General features: G+C 69.3%; 9 protein-coding genes. 8 read left to right on the top strand and 1 reads right to left on the bottom strand.

Going from position 1 to position 13285, the window contains the following annotated elements; translation table 11 throughout:
- The first annotated feature begins 53 nt into the window (after positions 1–53).
- The 4 genes from TsocGM_RS05610 (at position 54) to TsocGM_RS05595 (ending at position 6721) form a co-directional block, all read left to right on the top strand.
- Positions 54–1562, top strand: coding sequence for a S1C family serine protease (locus TsocGM_RS05610; RefSeq protein WP_126724318.1), 1509 nt, complete (start codon positions 54–56; stop codon positions 1560–1562).
- Positions 1563–2157: 595 nt separating this feature from the next.
- Positions 2158–4107, top strand: coding sequence for a DNA primase (dnaG, locus tag TsocGM_RS05605; protein ID WP_126724317.1), 1950 nt, complete (start codon positions 2158–2160; stop codon positions 4105–4107).
- Between the two features lie 38 nt (positions 4108–4145).
- Positions 4146–5831: an RNA polymerase sigma factor RpoD gene (rpoD, locus tag TsocGM_RS27795; protein ID WP_126724316.1), complete on the top strand. Its 1686-nt coding sequence runs from the start codon at positions 4146–4148 to the stop codon at positions 5829–5831.
- 176 nt (positions 5832–6007) lie between these two features.
- Positions 6008–6721, top strand: a complete 714-nt coding sequence (locus TsocGM_RS05595) for a zinc ribbon domain-containing protein (protein ID WP_126724315.1) — start codon at positions 6008–6010, stop codon at positions 6719–6721.
- Positions 6722–6784: 63 nt separating this feature from the next.
- Here TsocGM_RS05595 and cax read toward each other — a convergent pair whose 3' ends face one another.
- Positions 6785–8110, bottom strand: coding sequence for a calcium/proton exchanger (cax, locus tag TsocGM_RS05590; RefSeq protein ID WP_199756704.1), 1326 nt, complete (start codon positions 8108–8110; stop codon positions 6785–6787).
- 86 nt (positions 8111–8196) lie between these two features.
- Between cax and trxA the strand changes: the two genes are divergently transcribed.
- The 4 genes from trxA to TsocGM_RS05570 all read left to right on the top strand — a co-directional run bounded on the left by trxA (position 8197) and on the right by TsocGM_RS05570 (position 13176).
- Positions 8197–8529 (top strand): thioredoxin, encoded by a 333-nt coding sequence (trxA, locus tag TsocGM_RS05585; protein WP_126724314.1) that lies wholly within the window; start codon positions 8197–8199, stop codon positions 8527–8529.
- Between the two features lie 82 nt (positions 8530–8611).
- Positions 8612–9322 (top strand): phosphoribosylanthranilate isomerase, encoded by a 711-nt coding sequence (locus TsocGM_RS05580; RefSeq protein ID WP_391731606.1) that lies wholly within the window; start codon positions 8612–8614, stop codon positions 9320–9322.
- Between the two features lie 776 nt (positions 9323–10098).
- Complete coding sequence (locus tag TsocGM_RS05575) at positions 10099–11934, top strand: 30S ribosomal protein S1 (protein ID WP_126724313.1); 1836 nt, start codon at positions 10099–10101, stop codon at positions 11932–11934.
- Between the two features lie 405 nt (positions 11935–12339).
- The gene (locus TsocGM_RS05570) at positions 12340–13176 is read left to right on the top strand and encodes a sigma-70 family RNA polymerase sigma factor (protein ID WP_126724312.1); all 837 of its coding nucleotides are present in this window, start codon (positions 12340–12342) and stop codon (positions 13174–13176) included.
- The last annotated feature ends 109 nt before the right edge of the window (positions 13177–13285 follow it).

Here is a 13285-nt window from a genome sequence, read left to right as displayed (position 1 = left end):
CCCGGCGGTTCGGCGCCGACGTCCCGGTCCCCTCCGCCAGGAGACGCCCCCCGATGGCCTCGTTCGATCCGATCGATTTCGATCCCGATGCGCCTCCCCCCCGGCCCGAGACCCCCCCGGTCCGCCGGGGGTTTCTGCTCGTGCTCTTCGTGCTGATGCTGATGGCCGGGGCGGTCTACGGGATGCCGTACCTGGCGCAACAGATCGGCTACCGGTACGAGATCGGTCGGGCGACCGCCGCGGCCGAGATGCTGGAGACGCTCGACGAGCAGGAGATCATCGCCCGGTCGTCGGCCCTGTTCCGGCTGGCCAGCACCCGGGTGCAGCCGGCGGTGGTGAACATCCGGACGGCGGCCCAGGGGGGGCCGATGTTCGGCGGCCCCGGCGGGGGGCCGGGGACGATCGCGCTGGGAGCGGGCTCGGGGGTGGTGATCGACGTCGAGAACGGCTTCGTGGTGACCAACCACCACGTGATCCAGGACGCCGACCGGATCACCGTCCGGCTGGGGCGCCGGGAGCTGTCGGCCCGGCTGGTCGGCTCGGACGAGAAGACCGACCTGGCCGTGCTCCAGGTCGAGGGGCGCCTGGAGGCCGAGGCCCCTTGGGGAGACTCCAAGGCGGTCGACATCGGCGACTGGGTGCTCGCCATCGGCAGCCCCTACGAGCTGGACCGGAGCGTGACGGCGGGGATCGTCTCGGCGACCGGCCGAGGGGGCCTGCCGCTCTCCGGCGACCTGTACCAGGACTTCATCCAGACCGACGCGGCGATCAACCCGGGGAACTCCGGCGGCCCGCTGATCAACCTCAAGGGGGAGGTGATCGGGATCAACACCGCCATTCTCTCGGAGACGGGGGGGTACCAGGGCATCGGCCTGGCGATCAGCTCGGCGCTGGCGAAGAAGGTGGTCGAGCAACTGATCGAGCAGGGGCGCGTCATCCGGGGGTACCTCGGGGTGACGATCCGGGACGTGCTGCCGGAAGAGGCGAAGGCGCTGGGGCTGGAGGAGGCCCGGGGGGCCCAGGTCATGGGGGTCGTGCCCGGCGGCCCGGCCGACGAGGCGGGGCTGAGGGTCGGCGACGTGGTGCTGGAGATCGACGGCCAGCCGGTGGACGACTCCAACGCGCTAAGGACCCGGACGATCACCCTGCCGATCGAGCGTTCGGTGCCGGTGACGGTCGTCCGGGGAGGAGAGCGGGAGCGGGTGGCGGTGACGATCCGGGCCATGCCGGTGCTGCTGGATCTGGGCCTGCTGGTGGTGGAAGGGCCGCCGGGGAACCTGCCGGCCGAGCTGGCCGACCGGGTGCCGGCCGACGGGCTGTACATCGCCGACGTCTCCCCCGGCAGCCCGGCGGCGCGGTCGGGGCTGGACCCCAGGCGGATGCCCCTGTTGCGGATCACGGCCGTCGGGCCGGTGCCAGTGACCTCGATGAAGGCGCTCAATGAGCTGGCCGCCTCCCAGTACGACCCGGAGCGCGGGCTGCAGTTGCAGCTCGAGGCGATCGACGGCACGCCGCTGATGCTCACCATCGGCGGGCCCGAGCCGAGGGGCCGCCGCCCCTGATTCCCGGCCCGGCCGTGTCGGCGCCGGGGTCGGATTACGGTCCCAAAACCAGAAGGGATGGGCCGCTCCGGACGAGGCCCGCTCGCCCCTCCCGCTGATGCGGCCATGCCTCCATCCGTCCTTCCGGGCGTCCGGGGGCGGTTGCTCCGCGTCGGGCCCCGGCGGGAATGGGGCGGGGCCTTGACTCGGACACCTGGGAAGCGGGACAATCGCGCCGATTTCACGCCACGCGGGGCGGATTCCGGGGCCGGATCCCGCCGTCCTGGGGGGATGGGAACAGCCGGGCGGGCCGTGTCAAGGGGCTGGTGCCGCCATCGAGGGGGGCCGGCGGGGGGCGTCGGGAGGGTGATCGTCGCAAGTGCTAATCTCGTGCCGGCTTGGAGAGTTGCGCGGGGGCATCGGCAGGACGGCGACCCAACTTGACCGGTTTTGGGGCGGAGGTATAATTCCGCATCACCGCCGTGCAGGAGACGGCCTTACGACGAGTGCGCGACGCATCGGACCGGCCTCGGGCGAGGCTCGGCCCTGGGGTCGCTTGCGGTCGTCGTCCTCCCGCAACGGATCCGGGATTGCGACCTCAGCCCAGGAGCTCCCGGTGCCGCGACACTCCGAAGCGACGCTCGCCGCCATCAAGGGCGCGATCGACATCGTGTCCCTGATTGGCGAGTACCTCCCTCTGCACCGGGCCGGATCGAAATTCAAGGCCCTCTGCCCGTTCCACGACGACCACAACCCGTCGCTCGAGATCAACCCGGAGCGCCAGACGTACAAGTGCTGGAGCTGCGGGGCGGGCGGCGACCTCTTCGACTTCGTGAAGGACTACGAGCGGGTCGAATTCCCCGAGGCGTTGCGCATGCTGGCCGAGCGGGCCGGAGTGGCCCTGGAGACCCCGAGCCCCGCGAGCGGATCCGGCCCCGGGAAGGCCGAGTTGCTGCGGGCCTGCGCCTGGGCCGAGCGGGCCTTCCGCACGGCCCTGGTCGGCTCGGACGAGGCGCGCGGCTACCTCCAGCGGCGGGGGCTCTCGGCGGCGATGGTCGAGCGGTTCGGCCTGGGCTTCGCGCCGGATCGGCGGGACTGGCTGCTGGCCCGGGGCCGTCGCGAGGGGGTGGATGTTGCCCTGCTGGAGCGGGCCGGGCTGGTCTCCCGGGGGGAGAAGGACGGCGGCCTCCGCGACCGCTTCCGGGGCCGGGTCATCTTCCCGATCCGGGACATCCGCGGCCGGGCGATCGCCTTCGGCGGTCGGATCCTGCCGTCGGTCGAGCAGCGGATGGCCGAGTCGGGCCGGGGTGTCGCCAAGTATCTGAACAGCCCCGAAACCCCGCTGTTTCAGAAGCGGCGGAACCTCTACGCCGTCGACCTGGCCCGGGAGGCGGCGCGATCGGCCGGGTGGGTGGCGGTGGTGGAGGGATACACCGATGTCGTCGCGGCGCACCAGGTGGGGCTGGCCAACGTGGTCGGCACGCTCGGCACGGCGCTGGGGGACGACCACGTGCAGGCCCTCCGTCGGCTGGCCGACCGCGCCGTGCTGGTCTTCGACGGCGACGAGGCGGGGCAGAAGGCGGCGGATCGGTCGCTGGAGCTGTTCCTGAGTCACGAGGTCGACGTCCGAGTCCTGACGCTGCCCGGGGGGCAGGACCCCTGCGACTTTCTGCTGGGGGAGGGGAAAGCGGCGTTCCTCGGTCTGGTGGAGGCGGCGGCCGACCCGCTGGACTACCTGGTCGACCGATCGTCGTCGGCCTTCGACCTGGACGACGTGGACGGGGCCCGGAGGGCGGCCGAGGCGGTGCTCGACGTGCTGGCCCGGCTGCCGGGCGCCCGGGGGGCCGGTCGCGCGGGGCTGGACCTGAAGGCGGCCAAGGCGCTGGACCGGCTGGCCCACCGGCTGCGCCTGCCGGTCGAGGCGTTGCGACGCGACCTCGCGAAGCGGCGACGGCCCGACCGTCCGGCGCATCATCACGTACAATTGGGAAGAATCGAGGAGGGTCCGGCCACCAGCGGCCGGACCGGGGGCGACGGCGAGGCGTCCCCCGCGCCGGCGATCCGGCCGGCCGACCTCGACCCGCTGGACCGCGAGCTGATCGAGATCCTCCTGAATGAGCCCCAGGTCGTCGGCCAGGTTATCACCCGGGTGGAGCTGTCGTCGCTGCGGAGCCAGGCGGCCCGGGCGATCCTGGGAGCCTGCTACGACCTGCACGGCGAGGGGCGCCAGGCGACCGCCTCGGAGGTGGCCGACCGGCTGGAGGACCCCGGCTTGCGCGCCCTGCTGGCCTCGCTGGTTTCCCCGATCGACCCCCGGCCGCTCTCGGAGCGGTACCGGAACGGTCGCTACCTTCCCCGGCCCTGGCGCGACCGCCTGGCCGAGTTGCTTCCCCGGCTGGCCGAGCGCGCCGGCCGAGACCGCCTGCGGGATCTCGAGGGTGCCCTGGCCGAGACCGACCCCGCCGCCGAGCCCGAGACCTATCGCGAGCTCTGGCGGGAGAAGATGCGGCTGATGCTCGAGCTCCGGCGGATGGTCGCCACCAAGAAGTCGTCCGACGCGTCTTGAACGAATCCGACGGCGGTCCTTCCTAGGAGAGTGTGTCGATGGAAAAGCTGGACGAGGGCTTCAAGACGCTCCTCGAGCTGGGCAAGCGGCGCGGGTTCCTCACCTACGACCAGGTCAACGACAACCTGCCCGACGAGATCTCCAGCAGCCCCGAGAAGCTCCACGAGCTGCTCGAACGGCTGGACGAGATGGGCATCGAACTGGTCAACGAGGAGGAGGCCGAGGCCCGCCTGCTCGATTCCGGCGACCTGGGGGACGACTCCGACGACGACCTTGTCGAGGACGCGGGCGACGAGGAGGAGGACGACGGCGAGCTGACTCCCGAGGACCTCGACGAGATCTCCCGCCGGATCGACGATCCGGTCCGCATGTACCTCACCCAGATGGGGGAGATCCCGCTGCTGACCCGCGACCAGGAGATCAACCTGGCCAAGCGGATCGAGATCACCCGGCGAAAGTTCCGCCGCAAGGTGCTGGAGTGCGACTACGCGCTGCGCCTGGTGGTCGACGTGCTCAAGAAGGTCGACAGCGGCGAGCTGCCCTTCGACCGCACGGTGAAGGTCTCCGTCACCGAGAACCTGGAGAAGGACCAGATCCTCCAGCGGATGAAGCCGAACCTGGCGACGCTGGATCATCTGATGGACTGCAACCTCCGCGACTTCCGGTCCTACATCCGCGCCAAGGACGACCCCGACGCCGCCCGGGTGCTCCGCGTCGAGCTGGCCCGCCGTCGGCGCAAGGCGGTCACGCTGGTTGAGGAGCTGTCGATCCGCACTCAGAAGGTGCAGCCGCTGATGAAGCGGCTGGAGCAGATCGCCGGGAGGATGAACGAGATCCTCGCCCAGCGGGAGCTGGTCCGGGCCGGCCGGGGGACCCAGGACGACCTGGCCAACCTCCAGAAGGAGCTCAAGGACCTGATGGTCATGACCCTGGAGACCCCCAGGAGCCTGACCCGCCGCGTGGCGAAGATGAACGCTCGGTACAAGGAGTACGAGGAGGCCAAGCGGCAGCTCTCCGGCGGCAACCTGCGGCTGGTCGTCTCCATCGCCAAGAAGTACCGCAACCGCGGCCTCTCCTTCCTCGACCTGATCCAGGAAGGGAACACCGGGCTGATGCGGGCGGTCGACAAGTACGAGTACCGCCGCGGCTACAAGTTCTCGACGTACGCCACCTGGTGGATCCGCCAGGCGATCACCCGGGCCATCGCCGACCAGGCCCGGACGATCCGGATCCCGGTGCACATGATCGAGACGATGAGCAAGCTGCGCAACGTCTCCAAGAAGCTGCTCCAGGAGAAGGGACGCGAGCCGACGATCGAGGAGATGGCCAAGGTCGCCAACATCTCGGTCGAGGAGACGCGCCGGGTGATGAAGATCAGCCGGCACCCGATCTCGCTGGACCGCCCGGTGGGCGAGAGCGAGGACAGCTACTTCGGCGACTTCATCGAGGACGAGGCCGCCGAGAGCCCGATCAACGCCGCCACCCAGGAGATGCTCAAGGAGAAGATCGACGCGGTCCTGAAGACCTTGACCTACCGGGAACGCGAGATCATCAAGCTCCGCTACGGCCTCGGCGACGGGTACACCTACACGCTCGAAGAGGTCGGCCGCATCTTCAAGGTCACCCGAGAGCGGGTCCGGCAGATCGAGGCCAAGGCCGTTCGCAAGTTGCAGCATCCAGTCCGAAGCCGGCAACTGGAAGGCTTCCTGGAAAGCACCGGCTGACCCCGGCCACCTGAACCGCCGGTCGCCCCGAGGCGACCGGCGGTTTTTTTGTCCCTGGAGGGCACCGCTGCCGCATCGCTCCCCCGGCCGAGGCCGGCGACGCCGAGCAGGACGAGCCGATCAGCAGGGGGAGAAGCGACGCCCCGCCCATCCTCTCAATTAGGAGCTTGACCCCGATGCCCGCGACCGCCGACGACCTCCGCGGACTCCACGAACTTCACCGCCGCGCCAGCGCCCTCCGCGATCGGCTGGAATCGGGCCCCAAGACCCTCGCCGCCCGCCTCCGCGGTCTGGAGAAGCGGAAGGCCGACCTGGAGGCCGCCCGGGAGGCGTTGAAGAAGCGGAAGGCGGAGGTCCAGCGCCAGGAATTGCAGGTGCAGAGCCAGCGGACTCGGGTCGACGACCTGCGCGTGAAGCTCAACACCGTCAAGAAGAACGACGAGTACAAGGCGATCATGAGCGAGATCGCCATGATCAACAAGGCGATCTCCCACCAGGAGGACGCCATCCTGGAGCTGATGCAGGGGGTCGAGACCGCCTCGGCCGAGCTGGCGGCGCAGGAGGCCGACGTGGCCCGGTTCGCCTCGGAGGTCGAGGCCTTGCGGTCGGACATCGAGACCAAGACCGACGCCCAGCGGGCCCAACTGAAGGAGCTGGAGGCGGCGATCGCCGAGAGCGAGGCCGTCGTCCCCGAGGACGACCGCGAGCGCTACCGCCGCACGGTCCGGGGCAAGGGGGACGACGCCTTCGCCGCCGTCGATCCCCACACCCGGGCCTGTCACGGCTGCTATCAGGTCGCCACGATCCAGGCCATCAGTGAGCTGATGAACGCCGATCGCCTGGTCTACTGCAAGACCTGCGGGCGAATCCTGTACCTGATCGAGGAGTGACGCCGGAGGGGGACGAGGCCCCCCGACGGTTCCCCTCGAGGCGATCCTCCCCCGCCGGGGGCCTCATTCGGTTCCCCCGGCGGCGGGAGGAGGCGCGCCCGCCTCGGCGCCGGCGCGGTGGTGGCCCTCGCCGGCGGGGAGGACGAAGAAGGCGACGGCGAGGATGGCGTAGATCATCAGCAGCATCGCCCCTTCGAGCCAGTTCGACTCGCCGTCCTCGGCCACCATGCGGGCGATGAAGACGGCCAGTAGGACGGCGACGACCTCCAGCGTGGTGAAGAGCAGGTCCATCGGCTCGTCGCGCAGGTAGCTGGCGAAGACCAGCACCGGCGCCACGAACAGGGCGATTTGCAGGGCCGATCCGATCGCGATGCCGACGGAGAGGTCCATCTTGTTCTTCCGGGCCACGAGGATGGCCGTGGAGTGCTCGGCGGCGTTGCCGACGATGGCGACGACGATGACGCCGACGAAGATCCCGGTCAGGCCGAGCGCCTCGGTCGTATGCTCGACGGCGCCGATGAGGATCTCGCTCATGATCGCCACGAAGGCGGTGGCGACCAGCAGCGTGCCCACCGATCGGCCCAGGCCCCAGCCGGGACCGTGGCCGTGCAGCGACTCGTCGTGGGTGCCCTCCTGGGCGTCGGGATTAAAGAGATTTTGATGGGTCTTGAGGCTGAAGACGAGGTAGAGGACGTACGACAGCATCAGGATCAGGCAGACGCCGACGCTGACCTCGTGCTCCAGCAGGAGCCGCTCTGAGTGCGGTCGGGCGTGGTCCCCCTGCCGAACCACGTCGGGCAACGAATAGAAGATCGCAGGGATGAGCATGCCGAAGGCGGCCAGGACCATCAGGGTCGAGCCGACGCCGGCGGCGGTGCGGTTGAACTGCTGTCGGGGATAGCGCAGGCCTCCGGCCAGCAGGCTGGCCCCCAGGACCAGCAGCAGGTTGCCGATGATCGAGCCGGTGAGGGAGGCCTTGACGACCTCGTCGTAGCCTCGGAAGAGGGCGAACAGGGCGATGATCAGCTCGGCGGCGTTGCCGAAGGTGGCGTTGAGCAGGCCGCCGACGCCGGGGCCGAGCCGATGGGCGAGGTGCTCGGTTGCCTCTCCCATCAGGCCGGCCAGCGGGATGATCGCCAGCCCGGCGGCGATGAACTGCCAGGTTTCGCCCACTCCCGCGACGCGAAGGCCGACGCCGACGGGGAGGAACAGCAGCAGCAGGTTCAGCCAGCCGACCCGACGGGGGTCGAGCCAGTCTCGCCAGCCGCCGCCTCGGGGTTCGGGGGCGCCCGATCGGGGAGGAGGCGCCGGGGGATGGGTTGTGCTCGGTCCGGAATCGCGCGGCCCCCGGGGGTGGCCTCGCCGTTGGTTGACTCGCTTCCTGGCCAATTTATAATGACTCCGACAGACACCCCCAGGGCGGGGGCGGCATGGCCGCTCCCGGCCGAGAATCCCCACACGGCGAGGCGCCCCTCATGGCTGGGAACGTCCAGGAGTTTACCGACGCGACCTGGCAGTCGGAAGTGCTCGATTCGGATGTCCCCGTGGTGGTCGACTTCTGGGCCCCCTGGTGCGGACCGTGCCGGATGCTGGCCCCGACGATCGAGAAGCTGGCCGGCGAGTACAGCGGTCGGGTGAAGGTCGGCAAGATGGATACCGACCAGAACAGCGACATCCCCAGCAGCCTGGGCATCTCCTCCATCCCCACGGTCGTCTTCTTCCAAGGGGGCCGAGAGGTCGGCCGGCTCGTGGGAGTGAACCCCGAGGCGAAGTTCAAGGCGACGCTGGCGGAGATGGGCGTTTCCTGAGCGCCGAGGGCGTCGGCCGCGCGCCTGTTGGCGGGCGGCCGACGCCCGGCCGCGTCGGCCGGATCCGAGATCGAGCCCAGCCATCGACCCTCAGCCCTTCCCCCTGATCAAGATCTGCGGCGTGACCACCCCGGACGACGCCCGGATGGTCGCCGAGGCCGGGGCCGACTGGATCGGCATCAACTTCCACCCGCCCTCGAAGCGGTTCGTGCCTCCGGAGCGCGCCGCCGGCCTGGTGGCGGCGATCGCCGGCCGCTCGGAGGCGGTCGGGCTGTTCGTCAACCGCCCGGTGGCGGAGGTCGTCGCGGCGAGCGAGCGGGCCGGCCTGACGATCGTCCAGCTCCACGGGGACGAACCGGCCGAGGACGTTCGCGATTTGATCGCCGCCGGCTACCGGGTCGTCCGGGCCTTCCGTCTGGGGGACCGCTCGGCGATCGATCGAATGGAGGCATGGCTGATCCACGCCGAGGCGATCGGAGCGGCGCCGGAAGCGGTGCTGGTGGACGCCTTCGTCCCCGGCCAGGAGGGGGGGACCGGGCACGGCATCGGCGGCGAGGTGCTCGACGCCCTGGTGGAACGCTGGAATGTTGCCTCAGTTCTTGCCCGCCACGCCGAGCCGAGCCCGGCGCCGAAACGGATCCTGGCCGGCGGCCTGACCCCCGGGACCGTGGCCGGGCTCGTGCGGCGAGTGCGGCCGTGGATGGTGGACGTGGCCAGCGGCGTCGAGTCGTCTCCCGGCCGGAAGGATCCGGAGGCGGTGCGGGCGTTCATCAACGCGGTCCGGTCGGGCTGAATCCGGGCCGAGGCCGGCGCCGACGGTCGTGCGGCCCTTGCCTTGCCTCGGCCTCCGCCGCTGTCAGGAAGCCTTCCGTCGCTGGAGAAGGCCGCCTTCCCGGCCCCGAAGATTCCCCGAGGGCCGAACCGCGTCGCGAGCGGGGAGGGGGAGCCTCAGGACGAGCAGGAGCACGGGATGCGGCCGGGTCCCGGTCCGCTCCGGCCGGAGCGACCGGCGTTCCCCGGTTGCCGAGGAGACGTTCGAGCCGCTCCCCCGGTCGAGAATCGGGGAGAGCTGGGCAATCGCTCGGCGATCGCGTTCCTCCAGAAGAGGGAGGGACTTGCCCAGGGCTTAACGAGATATTTTATGATAATCTGATAGAGTAGAGTGATGAGATCGTGAAATGGTCGATCGGATCGGAGTCGTCCTGGTACGAGACCGGCCCCGGCCGCCCGACCACGACCCCGACCGACCTTGAGGCCGGATCCGGGATCGGCGCGGGTCAGGGCGTTGGCGAGGACGAGGGGCTGGGGGCGGAGTTCCGCCCTGGAGCGGATCGGGGAGGGGCCACCGGGAGGAGCCGCCGCGCCGGTCGGGGGTCGGGCGGGAATCCCCCTATCCGAGCGACGGTGGTTCCGGATAGAATCAAGAACTTGCGTCTTCTCCCGGCCGCGCGCGGGGCCGGGAGCCATCTCCTCGCGATGCTCCTCTTGCTTCCAGGGCGGCGACGACCCCGACCCGACGCGCGACGGGGCGGACGGAGGCCGCCGGGCGGTCCGGACCGACCTGATTCCATGGTAGATCGCAACCTGCTCCGCGAGTTCGACGTCTCCGACGAGGAGTTCTCCACCGCCGTCTTCACCGAGGACGGCCAGGAGGATCCGATGGCCCCCTACCTCGAGGAGGGCCAGGAGTATGTGCTCAACACGATCGTCCAGGGCAAGGTGGTCGACATCGTCGGCGATCAGGCGATCGTCGACGTCGGCTACAAGGCCGAGGGGCTCGTGCCCCTGAACGAGTGGGACGAGACCGAGGGCCGGCCGCAGGCGGGCGACCAGGTCGAGGTGCTGCTCGAGGGCATGGACGACGACACCGGCGAGATCCTCCTCTCCCGCAAGAAGGCCCACCGCATGCGGGCCTGGGAGAACGTGATCTCCAAGCACGCCGAGGGGGACGTCGTCACCGGGCGCGTCACCAAGAAGATCAAGGGCGGGCTGCTCGTCGACATCGGCGTCAACGTCTTCCTACCGGCCAGCCAGGTCGACATCCGGCGCCCCTCGGACATCGGGGACTACCTCGATACCGAGATCCAGTGCATGATCCTCAAGATCGACGAGAGCCGGCGGAACATCGTCGTCTCCCGCCGCAAGCTGATCGAGGAGCAGCGCGCCCGGCAGAAGGAGAAGCTGCTCTCGGAGATCGAGATCGGCCAGATCCGCAAGGGCGTGGTCAAGAACATCGCCGACTTCGGCGCGTTCGTCGACCTGGGCGGCATCGACGGCCTGCTGCATATCACCGACATGTCCTGGGGCCGAATCAACCACCCCAGCGACATGGTGCGGATCGACGACACGATCGAGGTCATGGTCCTCAACGTCGACCGCGAACGCGAGAAGATCGCGCTGGGTCTGAAGCAGAAGTCCCCCAGCCCGTGGGAGAACATCGGGGAGAAGTACCCCGAGGGCTCCCGAGTCACGGGCGAGGTCGTCAACGTCATGTCGTATGGCGCCTTCGTCAAGCTCGAGGAAGGGATCGAGGGCCTGGTCCACATCTCCGAGATGTCCTGGACCAAGCGGATCAACCACCCGAGCGAGCTGGTGCAGATCGGCGACAAGGTCGACGTGGTGGTGCTGGGCATCAACCGGGAGAAGCAGGAAATCTCCTTGGGCATGAAGCAAACCCAGCCCAACCCGTGGGACCAGGTCGCCCAGAAGTACCCGCCCGGCACGATGGTCGACGGCACGGTGCGCAACCTGACCAACTACGGCGCCTTCATCGAGATCGAGGAAGGCATCGACGGGCTGCTGCACATCTCCGACATGAGCTGGACCCGCAAGATCGGGCACCCCAACGAGCTGCTGGAGAAGGGCCAGAAGGTCTCCTGCCAGGTGCTCAACGTCGACCAGGAGCGCAAGCGAATCGCCCTGGGCCTGAAGCAACTGAAGCAGGACCCGTGGGAGACCGACATCCCCGACCGCTACCACCCCGGCGACGTGGTGATCGGCAAGGTCACCAAGCTGACCAACTTCGGCGTCTTCGTCGAGCTGGAGCCGGGCCTGGAGGGCCTGCTGCACATCTCCGAGCTGGCCGAGCACAAGGTCGATAGCCCGGAGGAGATCGTCAACGTCGGCGACGACATCGAGGTGAAGATCCTCCGCGTCGACCGCGGCGAGCGCAAGATCGGCCTGTCCAAGAAGAAGGCCGCCTGGAGCAAGGAGGAGATCGAGGCCGAGGAGTCGAAGGCCGAAGGCACCACCCCTGCCGGCGCTCCCGCCGCCGCCCCGGCGAAACGAGACAGCGCCCTCAAGGGAGGCCTCGGCGGCGGCGGCCCGCTGTTCGCCATGCCCGGCCAGGAAGCGACCAAGGCCCCCGACGGCGACGAGGAGGCCGAGCCGACCGAGGGCGAGTAACCCCGCGCCGGGATCGCCCCAGCGGCGGTTCCCGGCCGGCCCCTCGACGCGAACGTCTGCGGTCCCCAATGGAGGCCCCTCGCGCCCGGCGCGAGGGGCCGTTTTCGTTACCCGGAGCGACCAGCGGCCCTCCCTTCACCGGGAGGGCCGTCGCTTTGCGCCCCGAGGGAGCTGCCGTAATAATCCGCATAATCCATCTTGCCGAGCGAATCCCGTCTTCCCAGTTATCCCATTTTCGCAACTCCACTTCAAATGCGTACCCTCCGTGGACGATAATCTACCCGAACCGAGAACCGGGAACGCCCGGAGGTCGGTCGATGAGCCGGGGCCGAGCCCGAGGGGGTCGGGGAGGCCATCGGCGGACGGACCCGCCGCACCAGGGCGACCGACGCGAGAGGGACCTTCATGGCTCGTATCAGACGACACCGACGTGATGTGGTCCAGAGCCCGCTGGAGACCTATCTCCGGGAGATCAACGAGGTCCGGCTCTTGAGCGCCGAGGAGGAGAAGGAGCTCGCCCACCGGATTGCCAAGGGGGACAAGGACGCCCGGGACCGGATGATCCGGGCCAACCTGAGGCTGGTGGTGAACATTGCCCGGCACTACACGGGCAAGGGGCTGGCGCTTCAGGATTTGATCGAGGAGGGGAATCTGGGGCTGTTGCGGGCTGTCGAGGGGTTTGACCCATCGATGGGGACGCGATTTAGCACCTATGCGAGCTACTGGATCAAGCAATCGATCAAGCGGGCGCTGGTGAACACGGCCAAGCCGATCCGGATCCCGGCGTACATGGTGGAGCTGCTCTGCAAGTGGCGGCGGATGCAGGCGGAGCTGCAGGACCGGCTTGGTCGGACGCCGACGGTTGAGGAGATCGCCCGGGAGCTGGAGCTGCCGAAGAAGAAGCTGGCGATCGTGAAGAAGGCGATCAAGGTGTACAATCTCGTTCCGCAGACCGACCAGCCGGAGAACGGTTGGAGCCTGGGGGAGATGCTCATGGATGAGCGCACCCGGGCGCCGGACGTGGAGATGCTCGAGGCGGACAATCTGAAGCTGGTCATGCTGCGGCTCGACGCGATGGACAAGCGGGAGGCGACGGTGCTTCGCATGAGGTTTGGCCTCAACGACGCGCCGCCGAAGACGCTCAAGGAGATTGGCGAGTCGCTCGGGCTGACTCGGGAGCGTGTTCGCCAGATCGAGAACGAGGCGCTGGGCAAGCTCTCGGCGTCGTTCCTGGCGGATTGACGGAGGGCCTGGCCCCGGGGCGTGTCTCGCCGCGGGGCCGGGTGGTTGTCGCCGGGGGAGCTGGCGATCACGTTTTCCAGAGGCATCGCTGGCCAGACCGCGCCTTATC

This window comes from Tautonia sociabilis (genome assembly GCF_003977685.1).
GTDB lineage: Bacteria > Planctomycetota > Planctomycetia > Isosphaerales > Isosphaeraceae > Tautonia > Tautonia sociabilis.
Note: the sequence above shows the minus strand (reverse complement) of the source record. Positions and strands in the feature narration are given on the sequence as shown.